This is a genomic window from Hoyosella sp. YIM 151337 (assembly GCF_026041215.1).
Taxonomy (GTDB): domain Bacteria; phylum Actinomycetota; class Actinomycetes; order Mycobacteriales; family Mycobacteriaceae; genus Hoyosella.
Genome location: NZ_JAPEIQ010000039.1, coordinates 173,422 through 192,616, shown reverse-complemented (window position 1 = coordinate 192,616; position 19,195 = coordinate 173,422). Strand labels below are relative to the sequence as shown.

The following is a 19,195-nucleotide window of genomic DNA, read 5'->3' as shown; positions in this document are numbered from 1 at the left end:
TCGATTTCCGGGATCTGTCCGGCTACGCTTCGCTGCGCAGAAGCACGGGACCTGACCACGTGGAGGATTACATGTCTGCCGTTTCGCCCCAGTCACGCGCGAAGGCGTCCCAAAAGCACATCGCGACGACGCGCGGGCGTTCGGACCATGTGATCGTGATCGGGGCGGGGTTGTCCGGCCTCGCCGCAGCGCTGCACTTGCGAGGCTCGGGCCGCGAGGTCACCGTGCTGGAGCGCGCCGACCATCCGGGTGGCCGGGTCGGTTTTCACGCGAGCGAGGGATACCGCATCGATTCCGGTGCGACCGTGCTCACCATGCCTGAACTCATCGACGACGCGCTCGCCGCGGTCGGCGCGACCCGGCGTTCAGCTCACCCCCGGCTGCATATCCGCCGCCTCGATCCGGCTTATCACGCGCGCTTCGCCGACGGCTCCGCTATCAACGTGCACAGTGACCCCGAGCAAATGGAGGAAGAGGTCCGCCGCACATGCGGCCCGGACGAAGCGCAGCGGTACCACGCACTGCGCAGCTGGCTCGAATCCGTCTACGAGACTGAATTCGACAGGTTCATCGCGTCGAACTTCGACTCACCGCTTGACCTGGTCAATAGTCGCGCTGCGCTGCGCGACGTGACCCGGCTGGTGTCGCTCGGTGGTTTTGGACGGCTCGGCAAACAAGTCGCCAAACGACTGCGTGACCCCCGGCTACAGCGCGTCTTCACCTTCCAGGCCCTGTATGCGGGAATGCCCCCTGCGAAAGCGCTCGGCGTGTACGGGGCGATCGCGCACATGGACACGTCACTCGGGGTGTACTTTCCTGAAGGCGGAATGCACACCATCACCGCCGCACTCGCTGATGCACTGGTTCAAGCCGGAGGCACGCTCGTCTGCGGAGCAGACGTGACATCGCTCGAAGCACAGGGACCACGGATCACAGCGGCACGCTGTGCGAACGGTGAGCGATACACCGCAGATGCGTTTGTACTCTCCCCCGACCTGCCGATAGCAGATCGCTTGCTCGGCACCACCGAGGCCCGTCTGCCGCGCCGTAAAATGCGGTGGTCCCCCTCGGCCTTCATCATGCACGGCACCATTCCGCAGGACACTGCCGCGCTATGGCCCGCCCAGGCCCACCACATCATCGATTTCGGTGACGCATGGGACAGAACCTTCCGTGAACTTACCGCGCGGGGCGGCCACGGGCAGCTTATGACCGATCCGTCACTCTTAATCACCAGACCCGCGCTGACTGACGCGAGCATGCTCCTCGGTGATCCGGACAGCCCGGGGGAACTTCTCTCAGTACTCGCACCGTGCCCCAACCTCGAGGCCGCGCCACTTGATTGGGAGAGACTCACGCCCGCGTATCAGGACGAACTGCTTTTCGTGCTGGAAGAGCGTGGCTACAAAGGGATTTCCGGCGGTGAGGGATCCGGCTTCGCGGTGGCGCACGTGGACACGCCCGCAACATGGCTGCGGCAAGGTATGGCTGCCGGCACACCTTTCTCAGCTGCACACAACTTCCCGCAGACTGGCCCGTTCCGGCGCCGCAACCTAGTGAAAGGCCTGGAGAACACAGTACTCGCCGGATGTGGCACAACCCCCGGCGTAGGCGTCCCGACGTGTCTCATCTCCGGCAAGCTGGCTGCGGAGCGGATCACCGGGTAACGCCCGCCTGGGCCGCCGCACGACCCTCGGCCCCTCATCTGAACAGCGGCCGATACAATAAGCCGTCGTACGCTGCGCGTTTGAGACCGCTCTGCGGCTGGTCAGCGTAGACAAGTAACCGAGGGGGGGGTGATCCGCGACGATGAGCACAGCGCAACCGTTGTCGCTGCGTACCACTTCCGAGGAGCGGCGCCTCGGGAGCCTCCGTGTGTTTTTCGCTCAGCCCCAAGGCCGCGCCGCGCTGCTAGGTGTCGCGGGTGCACTCATCCTCGTCGCTGGTGGTCTTGGCGCTGGCAGCACCCGCCGTCACGATCCCCTGCTCGAAGCCGCGAACCTCTCGTGGTTGCGCTTCGGTCACGGCCTCGTTCTCGCGAGCATCTTCGTGTGGGTCGGGGTCTTGCTCATGATCTGGGCATGGGTAAGGCTCGGACGAGCAACTCTGCGCGGTGACGTTCCGCTTGCTCAGTTGAGATTCACGGTGCTGCTCTGGACCGTGCCGATGCTTCTCTCGGTACCGCTCTTCAGCCGCGATGCCTACTCGTACCTCGCGCAGGGCGCCCTGCTTCGTGACGGTTTCGACCCGTACTCCGTCGGACCGGTAGTGAACCCCGGAGTGCTTCTCGACAACGTCAGCATCGTGTGGACCACCACCCCAGCACCCTATGGCCCCGGTTTCATGCTGATCGCTGAAACCGTGACGCGCCTCTCCGGGGATAGCGTGGTCATCGGCACGATGCTGATGCGGCTTGCCATGCTTCCCGGCCTGATGCTCACGCTGTGGGCCGTACCGCGGCTTGCTCGCTACCTTGGGGGCGACCCAGCCACAGCGATCTGGCTTGCGGTTCTGAACCCACTGGTGCTTATCCACCTCATCGGCGGAGTGCACAACGAGGTGCTCATGGTTGGCCTGATGGCCGCAGGTCTGGTGCTCGCGCTTCAGCGTCACCACGTCGCCGGTATCGCTGTTGTGACAGCGGGTGTCGCGGTCAAAGCAACCGCCGGCGTTGCACTGCCATTTATCGTGTGGATCTGGATGATTCACCAGCGAACTGATGCTGCGGCGCGCGACGCTCAGCCAGCTCACCCGCTGGTGCTTTTTGCGCGATGCGCTGGTGCCGGTGTTGGAGTTTTCGCGGTCGTTCTCGGTGCACTGTCCGCGCTTGCCGGTCTCGGTCTCGGGTGGCTCTCGGCCCTGCAAGGCTCCGCCCGGATCGTCAACTGGTTGTCGTTTCCCACGATTCTCGCCCACATCGTCACCTGGTTCACGAGTTTCTCCCTCAGTCCGGTCCTCGACGTCACCAGGATGCTGTGCGGTGTCGCGATGCTCGTGATCCTTGTCGTCGTGTGGTGGCGTTACCGGCACACGCAGCGTAACGCGGTCATCGGTATTCTCTTCGCGCTCATCGCGATAGTCGCGCTCTCCCCCGCAGCCCTGCCATGGTATTACTCCTGGCCGCTGGCAATCGCCGCCGGATTCGCCCTCAGTCCGCGCACCCTCGTGATTCTCACCGGCCTATCGGTGTGGTTGATGGTGATCTTCAACCCGGACGGCTCACACGGGATGTATTCATGGATCCATGTGGGCCTGACGTTCGCCGTTGCGATACTAGCCGCATGGTCCCTGCGGCAAGAAGATCCGCTGCGTGTGCGCGAGTGGTTGTTGGGACGCCGCCCGACGGAAAGCACGCCGTGAGCTCCGCTTCGCTCGCGGCCGCGTACCGCCGCTGCCGCGACGTTACACGCGAACACGGCCGCAGCTATTACCTCGCAACGAAGGTACTTCCGCCTGCCGAACGCAGCGCCGTCTACGCTTTGTACGCGTTCGCACGAGTAGTCGATGACATCGTCGATGAAAGCGGCTATCCCCCGCAACATCAAGCTCACTGCCTCGATGCAGTGGAAGCGTCGCTGCGTACTGCGTTCACTCCGGGCGCGGGCTCGCCCATCGCTGTGCCGGTTTCGGCAAGCACCGGCGTGGCCGCTGAGATTGTTGACGCGCTTCGCGACACGGTCAACAGGTACGGAATCCCGCACGAGTACTTCTGGGCGTTTCTCGCGTCGATGCGGATGGACGTTCCTGAGACGCCAGCCCATCGGTCTCGGTACGCGACAATGGCGGAGCTCCACACCTACATGTACGGCTCGGCCGCAGTCATCGGGTTGCAGCTGCTTCCCGTGTTCGGCTCCAACACAGCCGAGGCTCGCGAGGGCGCGACCGCACTCGGGTACGCGTTTCAGTTGACAAACTTCCTGAGGGACATCGCTGACGACTACCGCCGCGGGCGCGTCTACGTGCCCCTGAGTGAAATTGAGCCCTTCGGCGTCACCGAGGAAGTTCTCGCGCGCTGCGTCCAGGAACGACGGACCGATCCGCGGATGCGCGCCGCTATCGCCCACCTCATCGCCGTAACTCGGAGCTACTACCGGACGGCTGAAGCAGCACTGCCCGCGCTTCCGCCTTCCGCCCGCTTGTGCGTCGACACCGCGCTGCGGCTTTACGGCAGCATTCTCGACCAAATCGAGCACGCAGACTACGCGGTGTTCGCTGAGCGAGCGGTAGTGCCAAACCGGCGGCGATTGCGCATCGCTGCACCGCGGCTTGCGCGTGCGATGACGCTACGCCGCCAGTGAGTGAGCGCGGTGCAGTGCCGCGGCCGGACCCACCCTCAGAAACGCCTCAGAAGCCCATTGCTTGCGCGCGGCGCAGAACCTCGCGTGCCTGATGCCCGTGCAGCGCATCGACTGGACGGCCGGGAAGGCTCGGGTCATCCGTGTACATCCACCGCAGGAGTTCGTCGTCGCCGTAGCCGCCGTCCCGCAGCACCGCAATCAGGCCAGGCAACTGTTTGAGGACCCGCACCTCGCCATCATGATGGCTGTCTTCCACGAAGAATCGAGCAGGCACGGCCACAATCCCACCGCGCCGAACCGCGAGGAGCTGGTGGTCCCGAAGCATCTGATGTACTCGGGTAACTGATATCTGCAGGATCTCTGCGACATCTGGCAGCGGCATGACTTCATCGGACTCTGGCAGGACATCGTCGCAGACCGGAAACGTACTCACATGGATAACCGTAGCGCCCCAGCACACGTTTGTACTGATGCGGCACTTACCGCGCCATGCCGCTACCATCGGTGAGGCGCCGGCGCCGCTCAGCAGGCGCCGCCTCGATACCGCAGCTGACCTACTTGGAGGTGGACCCTGAGCAGTGATTCACTCAAGCTCGTCGGGCACCTCCTCGACGGGCGTTACCGAATCGATGCGCCGATCGCTCGGGGCGGTATGTCGATGGTCTATCAGGGCATGGATCTCCGTTTGGAACGGCCCGTCGCCATCAAGGTCATGGACCCTCGCTTCTCCGACGATGTGCAATTCCTCGACCGGTTCGAACTGGAGGCTCGGTCTGTCGCCAAGCTGTCGCACCCGTCGCTCGTTGCGGTGTTCGACCAGGGCACGGATCAGCACCATGTTTTCCTGGTCATGGAGCTTGTGCCGGGCGGCACGTTACGCGAGTTGTTGCGCGAACGCGGCCCAATGCCGCCGTACGCGGCTGCGGCTGTTGCGCGTCCCGTGCTGCGAGCGCTCTCCGTAGCCCATCGAGCTGGGCTGGTGCACCGGGACATCAAGCCCGAAAACGTCCTGATCTCAGATGCCGGGGCCGTCAAGATCGCCGATTTTGGACTGGTGCGCGCTGTCGCCGCGTCCGGAACTACCTCGGGCAGCATGATCTTGGGGACTGCGGCTTATCTGTCACCAGAACAAGTCAGCACCGGAGCGGCCGACGCGCGGAGCGATGTGTACAGCATGGGCATTTTGCTGTTCGAAATGCTCACTGGACAGACGCCCTTCACTGGCGACAACTCGATCGCGATCGCGTACCAGCGCACCAGCGCTGATGTGCCCGCCCCGAGTTCACTCATCGCTGGTGTCCCCCGCGAGTTCGACGAGCTCGTCGGAACGGCGACCGCCCGTAACCCAGCACAACGTTTCGCTGACGCCGGCGCCATGGCGAACACACTCATGGGGGTGTGTGAGCGCCTTGGCTTGCCGCCCTACCGCGTGCCCGTGCCGCAGAGTTCGGCACAGCATCGCACGCGGGAGACCCTTCACGGGCTAGCGGCCGCTCGAGCCGCTGCAGCTGCTGCGCGGCCAGAAAACGCGGAAGATGGCACCCGACAACTCGAGACACCTCCCGATGACCAGTCTGTGGGGGATGAACCGCGAACGACCGTCCTTCCGGCTCAAGCCCCTGCGCCGCCGGTAGTTGGGCTGCACGCCGGTCCAGGGGAATACCAGGACAACACCCCAGCACCACACACGACCCGGGCGCTGACGCAGCAATACCCGCCGTCCCCGCCCGCGTCACCGGAATCCCGGGCCACAGACGACGATCCACTCGACGCGCCGCGCGGTCGTCGTTCGCCGCTCGTCGTGTTGATCGCAGTGCTGCTCATCGCCGCGCTGGTAGGCACCGCTGCCTGGTGGCTGGCTTCTGGGCGCTACGTTGACGTTCCCGCCACCGCCGGATTGGGCCTCGTTGCGGCTGAATCCGCGATCGAGGATGCCGGACTGACCCCCGTACGCAACGGGCTCTACCGCGATACCGAGCCCATCGACACAGTCCTTGGCATGGACCCTGCGCCAGGTAGCCGAGTGCCTCGCGGCAGCGAGGTCACCCTCGACGTTTCCCTGGGGCAGCCGGTCGTGCCAGAAATCACCGGCGACGTCACCGTCGATGAGATGGCTGACGTGCTTGCGGAACGTACCTTCGAGGTGGTCGTCGACGAGGGCGTATTCGACCGCGACCGGCCCGAGGGAACTGTCGTATCGCTCGCACCGAGTCCAGGGACAGTGCTGGCGGTGGGTTCACGCGTCACAGTCACCCCGAGTCTCGGTGAGCCGGTTATCGTTCCTGATGTCCGTGGTCTCAGCGCTGAGGAAGCGCGTGACGTCCTCGCTGACGCTGGCCTCTCCGTCGCTGCGGTTCAGGAAGACTTCGACGGCGGTATTGATGCCGGCCGCGTAGCACAGACCGAACCCGCGATCGGAGCCGAAGTCGCCGCGAACGGCAGCGTCAGCCTCGTTGTGTCTAACGCGGTGCGAGTGCCCTCAGTTCTCGGCCGCAGTGTCAGCTCGGCCCGCGACGAGCTTTCCGGTTTGGGCTTCGGAGTGGAAGTGCGCCAGCTCGTGAACTCAGGGTCGTCGATTGTTGTCGGCCAGAGCCCGAGCGCGGGGTCGCGCCAGCGCCCCGGTGGAACTGTTACCCTCACCGCGCTCCCCTGACTTCGCCGGCGCCATCACAGCTGCACGAGAAACGGGACAGACGCGAGAAACAACTCGTGCGTCTGTCCCGTAAGTGGTGAACCTGGAGCAGTTGAGGTCAGCCGCGCAGCATTTCGGCGACGAGAAACGCAAGTTCCAGAGACTGCTGTGTGTTCAGCCGCGGGTCGCACGCGGTCTCGTACCGGCCAGCGAGGTCAAGATCAGAGATATCCTGAGCCCCACCAAGACATTCGGTGACATTTTCGCCAGTCAGTTCGATGTGAATCCCGCCAGGGTGGGTGCCGAGCGCGTGGTGCACCTCAAAGAACCCCTGAACCTCGTCGACGATGCGATCGAAATGGCGTGTCTTGTAACCAGTTGTGGCCTCGTGTGTGTTGCCGTGCATCGGATCGCACTGCCAGATGACCTGGTGGCCGGTTGCCTGCACTTTTTCCACAATCGGCGGCAACAACTCCCGCACTTTGCTGTTCCCCATCCTTGCGACCAGAGTCAATCGGCCCGGCTTGTTGTGAGGGTCGAGCCGCTCCACGTACTCAACTGCCATTTCCGGAGTTGTTGACGGCCCAATCTTCAGACCGATCGGGTTCGCTACCAATTCCGCGAAGGCGATATGGGCACCGTCGAGTTGCCTGGTACGGTCGCCGATCCACAAGAAATGCGCCGACAGGTCGTACAGGCGCGGCTCGTCACGGCGGGTATCGAGCCGGAGCATAGCGCGCTCATAATCGAGGACCAGGGCTTCGTGACTCGCGTAGATCTCCACCGTGTGCAGCGCCGGGTCGTTCACCCCGCACGCCTCCATGAAACGCAAGCCACGGTCGATCTCTCCAGCAAGTGCCTCATAGCGCGCCCCTGCCGGAGAGGTCAGCACGAATTCACGGTTCCACTCGTGCACTTTCCGCAAGTCAGCCATGCCAGCACCGGTGAGCGCACGGACAAGGTTCATCGCGGCACTCGCGTTCGCGTACGCGCGGACCAGCCGAGACGGGTCGTGAACGCGGGTGGCTGGATCCGGCGCGAGCGAGTTGACCATGTCGCCCCGGTAGGAGGGCAGACCCAGCGCGTCCACGTCTGCGGAGCGCGGTTTCGCGTACTGGCCCGCAATACGCGCAACTTTGACGACCGGCATGCTCGCCCCGTAGGTGAGCACAACTGCCATCTGCAACAAAGTGCGGATATTCGCTTTGATATGCGGCTCTGTGTTATCGGCAAAAGTCTCGGCGCAGTCGCCGCCCTGCAGCAGGAAGGCCTCACCTCGCGCGACGGCGGCGAGCTTTTCTTGCAGAATGTCCACTTCCGGCGCAACGGTGATCGGCGGTACCGATTCGAGTACGGTGCGCATCATCGCAGCCTGTCCCTCTGGCCAAGAGGGTTGCTGCTTAGCTGGCCTTGCCAGCGCGTCGTCTAACCGTGTGCGCAGCTCCTGTGGCAGCGGCGGCAACTCCGGCAAGCTATCGATCGGCACGTCGACGGTCCAGTTCACCCCTCTAGCGTAGGACGTCCACCCATCGATGTGCTCATTAGGGTGCAAAACAATACTGTTGCGCTCAATTTCGTGAACGGCGGCGCTCTATCGCGAGGAAGCGTGCGCGGTTGTGCCGCGCGTCCGCTAGCGCATCGTGCACAGCCCCGGGGGCGCCGGGCAGCTCAGGCCGCCCGTGCGCTTCCCAGTGCTGCTTGATCTCCCTGGTATATCGCGGCATCCCTCTGGGCAGAGCCGTCATCGGCCCCCACAGCTGACAGAGCGCCACATGGTCGTAGGCCCCCACCCACGCCCACAATTCAATGTGTTCGCCATCAGCCGCAAAGAAATCCGTCAGCCCGTCCCTGATAGCGCTGCGGGCACGCCAGACCTGCGACGAGGGCGGTGGCAACTTGGGGAGAACGTTCGCTCGCACCCATTTACCTGCCCGCCCAGGATCGAACTCAGTCGAAACTGCGTAGAACTCACGGCCTGTTTCGCTCACGACCCCAATAGAAACAAGGTCGATTGTGCGCCCATCCTCGATGAATTCACAGTCGTAGAAATAACGCACGGTCTCTGCGTGCCCGCCTGTCTAGGTGTAGAGAATTAGGACTAGCTTGCGGCCGCGGGAGTGTCTGGCTGCACTGGACCTTGCTCCGACGGCGATGTCTTATGCCCATTCTGTGCCTGCCCCGCCTTGTACGTCGCCGCGTAGATATCGACGTATTCCTGGCCAGATAGCTTCATTAGTTCGTACAGCACCTCATCGGTGATCGCCCGTTCCACGAATCGGGTCCCCCGCATGCCCTCGAAACGTGAGAAGTCGAGCGGCTTCCCCACACGGATCCGCACCTTCGCGGGTTTCCACATTTTCGACCCCGGCGGATTGACCCTCTCTGTGCCAATCATCGCCACAGGGATCACGGGTGCACCGGTTTCTAGCGCCAAGCGCGCAATACCGGTCTTGCCCTTGAAGAGCCGCCCGTCGGGTGATCGCGTCCCCTCCGGATACAGCCCGAGCAATTTCCCTTCAGCCAGAATTCGCCGACCCGTAATCATCGCGGCTTCCGCCGCAGCACCACTGCTGCGGTCGATCGGGACCTGACCGGACCCCGCGTAGAAGAATTTCAGAAGTTTGCCTTTAACCCCAGGAGTGGTGAAGTACTCGCTTTTTGCGAGGAATGTGATGCGACGGCGCACCATCAGGGGGAGATACAGCGAATCCGCGACCGCAAGATGATTGCTGGCCAGGATCGCCTCACCCTCCTCTGGGATATGCTCTGCACCCTCGATCGACGGCCGCCCGATTGCATACAGCAGCGGGCCGATCAGGATGTATTTGAATAACCAGTACCACATCGGTCCTCCTCGTGCGCCCGGCCCCAACAACGCCGGGCGACTGCACAGAACTCTACCCAGAGTGCCGGTCGTTCTGCGCGGCGCGTGCCACGTCCGCCGCACCGATCATCGCAGCCTCCTCACCCATTTGCGCGCGCCTGATCCGGGCAAGGGGCCTATGACCAGCGCCAGTGACCATTGCGGCGTAATGCTCCCGCGCCTCATCCAGGTACATCGGCGCAGAACTGCCGACGCCTCCGCCGATAACGATCAGGTCCGGATCGTAAATGTCGCTCACCATAGCCAGCCCCACACCGAGCCACCGCGCGAACTCTGCAACGGTCGCCTCCCCCAGCGGATCACCATCCTGCGCGGCAGCGGTGATTCGTCGACCCGATATGGACCCCGGATCCGAACGCACTTCGCGCGCAAGCGGCGTGGACATCGACGGCGTCGCCGCAAGCAACTCGATCGCTGTGTCAATGAGGCTCGTCCCGCTGCAGTAACGCTCCCAGCACCCGCGCTTACCGCACGGACACGTCCTTCCATCAGGCACGACCTGCAAGTGCCCCAGTTCTGGGGCGATACCGTAACTGCCGCGGAATATCTCCCCGTCGATGAGTAGCGCCGCGCCGATACCCGTGCCGATCGCGATGATCACAACGTTCTCTCCGCCTTTGGCCGCGCCAAAGCGATACTCCGCCCAGGCCGCGGCGTTCGCGTCGTGTTCGAGCACCACGGGAACCCCTAGCCGCCGCGTAAGTTCAACCCCGACCGCGGCCTGCCGCCACGGCAAATGCGGCGCGAACCGTACCGTCGAACGGTCGCGAGTGAGAAAACCCGCAATGGCAAGGCCGACCGCACCGATCTCATGCCGGCTCATCAGTTCTTTGATCGTGCCTTCTAAGGCACTTTCCAGAGACTTGGCCGACCGCGGTGTTGGGGCATGCACGGTGTCCAAGATTTCACCGACATTACTGATCACGCCAGCGCGTATATTCGTCCCGCCGATATCGACGCCGACGGCGAGTGTGCGCTGGTCGAGATCAGACATGCCCGGCCCTTCACTGTCGTACCGCCGCTGATAGCCCGGGTCACGACCCGATCAGGACAGGAATACGCTCGTACCTGCCCCGGCGCGGCGCAGCAGCCCCGTCACCATGCCCCGCCCCGCCATTATCTGACCTTGCGCGGTCTTTCTGCCCAGCTTCCGGCTCAGTCGCTGCATCCGGTTGCGCCATCGACCCTGCAAACGCACGAGCGTACTCCGTCATATCGGCGAAAGCGCTCATCAGCAGGTCACCCGGCTCGTTATCGTCACTCGTTTCGAGCAGTGCCCGGACGAATCTGAGCAGGCTTGCACCGTGACTTGCGATGTATCCGAGCAGTTCATGATTCTCTCCCCGGGAAAGCGCGATCATTGCGCATACCGGACACCACGCGCAGCCAGTCCGAGGATAGGGGCCGCTCTGCTGAGTGTCGGCCACCTGCGCCACGAGCGGCTCGAGCCGATCCACGATGGAACGCGCGAGCATTCTCAGTTCGCGAGCGGCGCGCCGGACTGTCTCTGCGTCTCCAAGGTCTGCATGATCACCATGCTCGGGCCCACAGGAACCGGCATGCTCGCCGGACTCATGGTTCGGACGCTGGCTCCCAGCACTATCTCCGGCGTTGTTCATGGTCACCATTGCGGCCACACCTCGGGATCAGGCCGGAAACGAACACGGAGCTCGCTGCCCGTGACCTCAGCGCCGGCCACGACACAGCGCCGCAGCACCGGCGCCAGCTGCACACGCCGCTTGATTCCCGCCGCACCCACAACGAGATCGTCGTCGATGCGCCCGAGCCGGATGCTGAGCGGGTCCACCAGCGGAAGAGGCATGCGCATGAGGTAGACAGCGTCGAGACCCGACCCCGATTCACGCTCCACTGCGCAATCCCCCGCCGTCGTGGCCGCACCCACCAGCCCGGGATCAGCCGCCTCGTAGACGTTGTGGGCTAGCGCACCGAGCGCGCTCACACCAACGGGCTCCGTCGCGGCATAGCCTGCTGTCAGCAAAGGTACGCCCCCCAGCGAGTTCGTGAGTTCATCGATGACAGCGTGCTGCTCAGCCACGCGGTCCCGATACCAGCGGTAGACGGGATCGTCACGATCTGTATTACCAGTCACACCGTCCGGGGACTGATCATAAGCAACCAGCACCCGATTCGCGATCACTCTATCGAGAGTCATGCCGAGCAGCGACATCGCAGTGACTGTCCGGCGCGTCTCTTCGAGGACGACACGCTCGGGGGTGACTACTAGCCGGACAAGCGTACGGTTTGCATCTGTGAGGAGATCTCGAAGTTCACGCGTGTGATCGGTGAGCTTGTCGAGAATCCCAGCCGCGAAACCTGCAACACCGCCCTCCACCAGCGCCTGTAGCCTTCGATGCCGCGGCCACAAGCGGTCCACGTACGCCATCACCGTCTCGGGAAGCGCAATGAGTCGCAGCGTCTCAGCCGTCGGGGCGCAGTCCACGACGACGACGTCCCACTTCCCCTGGCGTGCGTAGCGTGCGACCTCCCCCAAAGCCAGCAACTCCTCGACGCCGGGAAGGCCAGTGAACTCTTCAGGCTCCAGCCCAAACCATTCCACCCCATGCCGGTGCTCCGGAGTGTCACCGGAAGCGTCATCGACGATCGTGACAAATCTTCGCCATCCGTCCTCGAGCAGCTCCAGACTGTCAATATGGAGCGCATCCAGCCGCGGCGTCACTGGCATCACCGGCTCTGCTTCAGCCTCACGAGCACGTACCTTGATGTTGAGCGCGTCGCCAAGCGAGTGCGCCTGATCTGTGGACACGACGAGGACGCGCTTGCCCTCATCCGACAGCGCAACAGCAGTCGCCGCGGCAAGCGTTGTCTTCCCTACACCCCCCTTGCCGACGAAAAGCAGCAAGCGCGCATCACCCGCGCGGTCCTCTGCGTTCAGCGTTCAACCCGCTTCTTGAGCTCCTTCAGCGCCGTATCGGTGATCACTTTCTCCGCACGGCGCTTAAGCAGCCCGATCACGGGGATCGCCAAATCCACCATGAGTTCGTACGTAACCTTGGTGGACTCGCCACCGGCCTGGGGTTCCAGTGTGTACGAACCACTCTGCGCCTTCTGTATTCCGCCCGAGACGAGTTCCCAGCTGACGCGCAATCCATTCGGGGACCAGGTGTAGGCCAACTCGTAGGTGTCCTTGATTACCCCTGCGTCCAATACGAATCGAACCCGCGATGCCCGGCCACCCGGGCCCTCCTCTAGCACGTCAACTTGCTTCGCCGCCGACACCCATGAGGGATAATCCGGGAAATCGGCAATCACTGCCATGACGCTTTCCGCCGGAGCATCGATCACGATCGACTGCGTGGTCCTCTCAGCCATGACGCAAACGCTACCCTGATGTTGCTGACGATACCGACGGCTCGCCCGGGCGGCGCCCGCGCTCAGCGCGGAATTTCACTTCAAGCGCCATAGAGCGCCCTGCTACGCGGCGCTTGTGATTCAGGTCCGCTAGTTCACCAGCCTGTGGGATCAGCCCGCCCGCAGGTTCGGCGTGTAAGAAGTAGTGCAGCATCGTGCCGTCTAGGACCGGCTCAAGCCACACCTCCATCGTGCCCTCCAGCGCGTCCCCGACACGCCACCGGATACCTTTTTCCGCGCGGTCTTCCCGCACTGACACGGCGAGGTCAGGCCACCACCGCCGCCAGTCGCTCTCGAAACTCAGCTCGGCTGCGACGAGGCCGGGGCTCGCTGCGACGAATGTGTCGTCGGCGATATGAATGCTGCTCACGATAGGAAGCATCACATAAAGGGGGCTGCCCGGGCCAGACACCACCGCCTGCACGCCAGCGCAGCGACTGCGCGCGGCACGCGGCAATCCCGACAGCGGCGATGTCCCATTTGACTTTGATTGACGTTAGAGTGTGAGTCGAAAAAGCTTGAGGAATCCCCCAATGATGGAGGTACCAGTGCGCGAGTTCAGCGTGCCAGCAACCTATACCGTGCCCGAGGACGCGTCCTGCGCCGATGCTGTCGCGCGGAACGCTGCTGAGGATCCTGCCTACCCGCTGTTTCGCCGCCTGGTCGGCGGTAACTGGACGGACGTCACGTCCAAAGAATTCGCTGAACAGGTGACAAAAGTTGCGAAAGGGCTCATCGCGCTCGGCGTCAGCCAGGGTGACCGAGTCGCACTGCTTTCGAACACCCGCTACGAATGGGTGCTGCTCGATTACGCGATTTGGACCGCAGGCGGTGTGACCGTCCCGATTTACGCTACGTCGTCCCCCGATCAGGTCAGCTGGATCCTGGAGGACTCCGCCGCCGTCGGCATCGTCGTGGAAACAAACGCGAACGCAACAGCACACAAAGAGGTGACCGACGCTGCCGAGAACCTGAAGAAGGTACTCGTCATCGACGAAGGCGCGATCGATGAACTGGTCGCTGCCGGTGCGGACATCACCGACGAAGAAGTCTCGAACCGGGTTACAGCGCTGAAGTCGTCTGACCCAGCCACCCTCATCTACACGTCAGGAACCACTGGCCGCCCGAAGGGTGTTCAGCTCACGCATTACAACCTCCTCGCTGAGGTCAAAAGCATCCTGGCGTCGAGCCTGTCGGAGTACCTGAACAAGGACAGCCGTACCCTGCTGTTCCTCCCGCTTGCCCACGTCTTTGCCCGAGCGATCAGCGTGGCGTGCGTCGAAGCCCGCATGACTGTCGGACACACCGCTGACATTCCGAATATCGTGGAGCACCTCGGGAACTTCAAACCGACCGTAATCCTCGCGGTGCCACGCATCTTCGAGAAAGTATTCAACGGTGCCCGCCTCAAGGCGCACGCGGGCGGCAAGGGCAAGATCTTCGACAAGGCAGCCGACGTCGCAATCGAGTGGAGCAAGGCCCTCGATACCGGGCGCGCAGGCCTCGGACTCAAGGCGAAGCACGCCGTCTTCAGCAAGCTCGTGTACTCCAAGCTCCTCGCAGCGCTCGGCGGCGAATGTGTCGCAGCTGTATCCGGCGGTGCGCCACTCGGCGCGCGCCTCGGCCACTTCTTCCGCGGGGCTGGCCTGAAGGTGTACGAAGGCTACGGGCTTACCGAGACCAGCGCGGCGATCACGGTGAACACACCCGACCATGTGCGTATCGGGAGCGTCGGCCGGCCGCTTCCTGGAAACAAGGTACGCATCGCCGAAGATGGTGAAGTCCTGCTATCCGGTCCTGTTGTCTTCGGCGGCTACTGGCGCAACGAAGCAGCCACGAAAGATTCCATCATCGATAACTGGTTCCACACTGGCGACATCGGTTCACTCGACGACGACGGCTTCCTGTCCATCACCGGCCGCAAGAAGGAGATCATCGTCACTGCCGGAGGCAAGAATGTCTCGCCGTCCGGGCTCGAAGATGTGCTGCGGTCGAGCGCAATCGTCAGCCAGGCGATGGTAGTCGGCGATCAGCGGCCATTCATCGGCGCGCTGATCACAATTGACACGGAAGCGCTGCCCGGCTGGAAAGAGTCCAACAACAAGCCAGCTGACGCCACCGTCGACGATCTGAAGAACGATCCGGACTTGATCGCTGAAATCGACGACATGATCGCGCAGGCCAACAAGACAGTCTCATCCGCTGAGGCAATCAAGAAGTACCGCATCTTGTCGATCGACTTCACCGAGGCCTCGGGTGAACTCACACCCTCGATGAAGCTCAAGCGCAACGTTGTGGCGGAGAAGTTCGCAAGCGAGATCGAGGCCCTCTACCAAAAGTGACCTGCCCCGACCGCATCCTGGGCTAAGCCACGAGAATAGGCCCGCCACGGTGTCTACTAACGCCGAGGCGGGCCTATGCGTGTCAACCGTCGGTGAGGCAACCGGCTACGCAGACAGAAACTGTCGCAAGCGGCCGGCCATCCTGTCCCATTGCCAGTTGCCTGTCACCCATGCGCGCCCCGCCTTGCCCATCGCCGCCGCACGATCGGGGTCGTGCAGCAGCGCCACGATCCTGTCAGTAATCTCCGCGAGAGACCGCCCGTTCACAACAAAGCCGGTTTCCCCTTCCCGCACGGTCTCTGGTGCACCACCTGACCGTCCCGCGACGACCGGCACCCCGGTGGCGGACGCTTCCAGAAAAACAATGCCAAGGCCCTCGACGTCGAGTCCCGCACCGCGAGTTCGGCACGGCATCGCAAAAACGTCCCCTACGGCATGGTGGGCGGCGAGTTCGTCCGCCGGCACCGAACCGGTAAAGACCACATCGTCTTCGACGCCACACTCACGGGCAAGCGTGCGTAACTGGTCTGCGTACGGTCCCCCACCGACAATCAGCAGCGCAGTTCCGGCAACCCGGTTGCGGATCTCGGGCAGCGCACGGATCAGCATGTCCTGCCCTTTACGCGGCACTAGCCGAGAAACGCACACGACCACTGGGCGGTCACCAAGCCGGTAGCGGGCGCGCAACTCCGCACGCGCGTCCGCGTCCGGACGGAAGATGCTTGTATCGACGCCCGGCGGAAGGTGTTCCAGCGCGGCGTTAGGGCCGAAAGCGGACGCGAAACGGCCGCGCGTGTACTTGCTGACGTAGGTCACCACATCGGTGTGATCCCCGATCACTCGCAGCGCCTGGCGCGCTGGCGGAACCATCGACCAGCCCACCTCATGACCGTGCGTGCTTGCGACAACACGCTGCACTCCCACGGCGCGCAGCAGCGGCGTCATCAGCGCGAGCGGCGCCGCCGCCCCGAACCACACGGCGGCGCAGTCCCGCGTCCGCGTTAGTTCACGCGCGCGTCTAATCACACCTGGCGACGGGACCATCAAGGTTGTCGGATGCCGGACCACCTCGAAGTCCTGCTGAGCGTCGAACTTCGTGTGACTATCACCTCGCCAGCGAGGGGCGTAGACCACAAGTTGGTCGGGCGGCAGCATCGCCGCAAGAGTGTGGACGTAGGACTGAATTCCGCCGGGACGGGGCGGAAAGTCGTTGGTCACCAGCAGTGTGCGCCGCATGCCTACACCGTATTGGTTCCACCTCCAAGGTGAGTTGGCGGAAGCCTCATATCGTTATCAGCGTCACGGCATTCTCTCCACTAACCATTGCCCCCACTCTCCGACAAGTTCGGCCAATGTCTCGCCCGTCGCCTGGCGCATCCGCTCGTCAACGACACCTTGTCCGCTTCCGGGCGCGGCAAGTTCCGCGAAGATTTCCGGAATCGCGGCTTTACCGAATTTTTCCGCCAGAAAGACCGCAAAAGTCCAGGCCAGTTCATATGCGAGGGAGGTGGTTTGTCCGCCCGCCCGAAAGTGGTCATCACGAGGAAGCCGATCCGGCGGGCCCTGCGACTGAACGAGGGCACGTGTCAGCGGTGCGCCGTCTTCCAGCTGGGTTTCCATCGGCTTGCGTCCCACGTACTCAGCTGTACCTTCGACGAGCCAGAGTGGAGTAGCCGGATCGGTCACCGCCCTGGTTATGACATGGGTCAACTCGTGGCGGAGGACAGAGAGCTGTGCTTTCGCATCGAGCTGACGGAAAGCTGGTGCCGACACGACGATTCGCTGTCCGCTTACCGTGTGGCCCGCGGCGCCGCTGATTGAGTCAGCGGGTTCATTGCGGCGAACATCGGCAATCGCGATCGCTGCCGCAGGCGAATGGTCGTAGAAACCGCCGGTAAGCGCGGAGAACTCTTCGTGGGACCCTGCGATGTAGACAACTACGGTGGAATCCCACTGCTGCTTCCAGAAGTCATCCGCAGCGTCGAGCGCCCCCGGAAGGTGGCCGACCGTTGCAGCGATAATGTCGCTGTCACCGGGATGTCCAAGCACAAGAGAGTTCGCCCCGCGCCACGGCACCGTATCAGTGCGGACCGGACCGAAATCCCATGGCAGGCGCCACTCGGGCACCTCGGCCACGAGTGTGCCATTATCGACCAGCGACCACGCACCGCCGGCGGCGGCTGGCGCCGCAGCAAGCAGCCGAAACTCGCGGCGCACCGGTGTGCGCTCTCCCTCCAAACGGTAGACAAGCCGCACTCGTGGTGCCCAGATGTTCGCTGCACCAACCTGATCGGCGACGTCCCCCGGTACGAAGATTTCGGGCGCGGACGTCACTTCATATCGCCACTCGGCCACCGGTACCGCAGCGATGTGCTCCGTGCGGCGCTGCTCATCGGCGATGAAGGCACTGTTCGCGCGGTGATGGAAAACCCGGTTCAGCGCCTCGAGGTCCCCGTCACGCTGGGCCTGCGCCCAGGCGTCTAACATCTTCTGAAGGCCAGCGAGACGCTCACTTTCGAACGTGGAAAGCACCCGGTTGTCCGTACTCGCGGGCTGGGGGGCTTCTGACGTTGTGCCCGCTCCCGATGCGCCACCGCCCGTGCAGCTAGTCAGCGCAAGGCAGCCCGCAAGAAGAAGCGCACTCCCTGCACCCCATCCACGATTCAGGGCCATACGGCATAGATTAGTAGCGCCTGATCGAATGAATCGGTGCGGAGTTCACCGCGTCCACTTTAACCGGGACACCGAACGTCGACGCGTGAACGATTTGACCATTACCGATGTACAGCCCCACGTGTGTGGCGTCCCTGTAGTAGATCACCACATCCCCCGGCTGAATGTCGCTTGGCGAAACTGGCATTCCACCGTTGGCCTGCATTTGGCTTGTTCTCGGGATTGGTCGTCCCGCCTGATTGTGCGCCCACATTACGAGACCGGAACAGTCGAATTGATCGGGCCCTGTCGCGCCCCACACGTAGGGCGCACCGAGCCGGCTCAAGGCGGCGCGGGCAATCTCGACCCCCACACCCGAACCTCGCAGCGAATTGGGATCAAAACCGGGCGGCACGGTGACACCTGCCCACGCCTGACGTTCTTCCGCACTCAAGGATTCGTACAGCGCCTTGATTCGCTCAATCTGCTCCTGAAGCGCGGCTTGCTCACGCGCGAGGAGATTGTGCTGGGTGCGCGCATCCTCCGTGAGCGCACGGAACTGCGCAGCCGCCTCCCGCGCGACTTGTTCCGCATCGGCATATGTTTCCCGGGCCGACTCGAAGTCTTTGATGCGCTGAAAGGTGTCCCTTGAGATGATCTCGAACGCGGACATCTGCGTGATCAGGTCTTGCGGCGAGTCGCTCGTGAGCAGCGCGAAGAGCGAGTCGAACCGGATGCCCTGGTAATTCGCGAATGCGAACTTGTCGACTACTTCCTGAAGCGCTTCGATCTGGCCGCGCGCCTCAGTCATCAGTCGCGCGCTGTCCTGCTCGCGGCGCTCCGCGTCCGCCAGCTGACTCTGCAACTCCTCCAAGCGGATCTGCGCGGTGAGTACCTGATCGTTCGCCCGCGTTGCTTCCCTGCTGAGTTCAGACAGTCGTTCCAGGGCCTCAGTCGCGTCAGTGATAACAGGGTCCGCTGTCACTCGCGGAGCGTG

At 63.4% G+C, this 19,195-nt stretch carries 17 protein-coding genes; 5 read left to right on the top strand and 12 right to left on the bottom strand.

The window, feature by feature from the left end:
* Window positions 1-71 precede the first annotated feature (71 nt).
* The 3 genes from crtI to ONR57_RS19055 all read left to right on the top strand — a co-directional run bounded on the left by crtI (window position 72) and on the right by ONR57_RS19055 (window position 4,298).
* Window positions 72-1,667, top strand: a complete 1,596-nt coding sequence (gene crtI / locus ONR57_RS19065) for a phytoene desaturase family protein (RefSeq protein WP_265125142.1) — start codon at window positions 72-74, stop codon at window positions 1,665-1,667.
* A 142-nt stretch (window positions 1,668-1,809) separates the two neighbouring features.
* Window positions 1,810-3,360, top strand: coding sequence for an alpha-(1->6)-mannopyranosyltransferase A (locus ONR57_RS19060; RefSeq protein WP_265125140.1), 1,551 nt, complete (start codon window positions 1,810-1,812; stop codon window positions 3,358-3,360).
* Window positions 3,357-4,298 (top strand): phytoene/squalene synthase family protein, encoded by a 942-nt coding sequence (locus tag ONR57_RS19055; RefSeq protein ID WP_265125138.1) that lies wholly within the window; start codon window positions 3,357-3,359, stop codon window positions 4,296-4,298. The genes ONR57_RS19060 and ONR57_RS19055 overlap by 4 nt, the downstream gene beginning before the upstream one ends.
* 46 nt (window positions 4,299-4,344) lie before the next feature.
* Here ONR57_RS19055 and ONR57_RS19050 read toward each other — a convergent pair whose 3' ends face one another.
* The gene (locus tag ONR57_RS19050) at window positions 4,345-4,731 is read right to left on the bottom strand and encodes an Rv2175c family DNA-binding protein (RefSeq protein WP_265125136.1); all 387 of its coding nucleotides are present in this window, start codon (window positions 4,729-4,731) and stop codon (window positions 4,345-4,347) included.
* A gap of 138 nt (window positions 4,732-4,869) precedes the next feature.
* Between ONR57_RS19050 and pknB the strand changes: the two genes are divergently transcribed.
* Window positions 4,870-6,951 (top strand): Stk1 family PASTA domain-containing Ser/Thr kinase, encoded by a 2,082-nt coding sequence (pknB, locus tag ONR57_RS19045; protein ID WP_265125505.1) that lies wholly within the window; start codon window positions 4,870-4,872, stop codon window positions 6,949-6,951.
* 97 nt (window positions 6,952-7,048) lie between these two features.
* Here pknB and ONR57_RS19040 read toward each other — a convergent pair whose 3' ends face one another.
* From ONR57_RS19040 to ONR57_RS19005, 8 genes are all read right to left on the bottom strand, one after another.
* Window positions 7,049-8,434, bottom strand: coding sequence for a class II 3-deoxy-7-phosphoheptulonate synthase (locus tag ONR57_RS19040; protein WP_265125134.1), 1,386 nt, complete (start codon window positions 8,432-8,434; stop codon window positions 7,049-7,051).
* 64 nt (window positions 8,435-8,498) lie between these two features.
* A complete protein-coding gene (locus ONR57_RS19035; RefSeq protein ID WP_265125133.1) occupies window positions 8,499-8,987 on the bottom strand; it encodes a polyadenylate-specific 3'-exoribonuclease AS in 489 nt (162 codons plus the stop codon).
* Window positions 8,988-9,028: 41 nt separating this feature from the next.
* The gene (locus tag ONR57_RS19030) at window positions 9,029-9,775 is read right to left on the bottom strand and encodes a 1-acyl-sn-glycerol-3-phosphate acyltransferase (RefSeq protein WP_265125129.1); all 747 of its coding nucleotides are present in this window, start codon (window positions 9,773-9,775) and stop codon (window positions 9,029-9,031) included.
* A gap of 52 nt (window positions 9,776-9,827) precedes the next feature.
* On the bottom strand, window positions 9,828-10,808 hold the full coding sequence (locus tag ONR57_RS19025; RefSeq protein ID WP_265125127.1) for an ROK family glucokinase: 981 nt from the start codon (window positions 10,806-10,808) through the stop codon (window positions 9,828-9,830).
* A gap of 40 nt (window positions 10,809-10,848) precedes the next feature.
* Window positions 10,849-11,442, bottom strand: a complete 594-nt coding sequence (locus tag ONR57_RS19020) for a hypothetical protein (RefSeq protein ID WP_265125125.1) — start codon at window positions 11,440-11,442, stop codon at window positions 10,849-10,851.
* Window positions 11,436-12,695 carry an ArsA family ATPase gene (locus tag ONR57_RS19015; RefSeq protein ID WP_265125123.1) on the bottom strand — a complete coding sequence of 420 codons (1,260 nt, stop codon included), beginning with the start codon at window positions 12,693-12,695 and terminating at the stop codon, window positions 11,436-11,438. Before ONR57_RS19015 ends, ONR57_RS19020 begins: the two co-directional genes overlap by 7 nt.
* A gap of 29 nt (window positions 12,696-12,724) precedes the next feature.
* The gene (locus tag ONR57_RS19010) at window positions 12,725-13,165 is read right to left on the bottom strand and encodes an SRPBCC family protein (RefSeq protein WP_265125121.1); all 441 of its coding nucleotides are present in this window, start codon (window positions 13,163-13,165) and stop codon (window positions 12,725-12,727) included.
* Between the two features lie 10 nt (window positions 13,166-13,175).
* Entirely contained in the window at window positions 13,176-13,574 is a 399-nt protein-coding gene (locus ONR57_RS19005; protein ID WP_265125119.1) for a polyketide cyclase / dehydrase and lipid transport, read from the bottom strand.
* Window positions 13,575-13,752: 178 nt separating this feature from the next.
* On the opposite strand from ONR57_RS19005, the gene ONR57_RS19000 reads away from it, so the two are divergent.
* A complete protein-coding gene (locus ONR57_RS19000) occupies window positions 13,753-15,546 on the top strand; it encodes a long-chain fatty acid--CoA ligase (RefSeq protein WP_265125504.1) in 1,794 nt (597 codons plus the stop codon).
* A gap of 105 nt (window positions 15,547-15,651) precedes the next feature.
* On the opposite strand, the gene ONR57_RS18995 is transcribed toward ONR57_RS19000, so the two are convergent.
* The 3 genes from ONR57_RS18995 to ONR57_RS18985 all read right to left on the bottom strand — a co-directional run bounded on the left by ONR57_RS18995 (window position 15,652) and on the right by ONR57_RS18985 (window position 19,183).
* Window positions 15,652-16,782 (bottom strand): glycosyltransferase family 4 protein, encoded by a 1,131-nt coding sequence (locus ONR57_RS18995; RefSeq protein ID WP_265125117.1) that lies wholly within the window; start codon window positions 16,780-16,782, stop codon window positions 15,652-15,654.
* 63 nt (window positions 16,783-16,845) lie between these two features.
* Entirely contained in the window at window positions 16,846-18,219 is a 1,374-nt protein-coding gene (locus tag ONR57_RS18990; protein ID WP_265125114.1) for a hypothetical protein, read from the bottom strand.
* A 10-nt stretch (window positions 18,220-18,229) separates the two neighbouring features.
* The gene (locus ONR57_RS18985; RefSeq protein WP_265125112.1) at window positions 18,230-19,183 is read right to left on the bottom strand and encodes an NlpC/P60 family protein; all 954 of its coding nucleotides are present in this window, start codon (window positions 19,181-19,183) and stop codon (window positions 18,230-18,232) included.
* Between the last annotated feature and the right edge of the window lie 12 nt (window positions 19,184-19,195).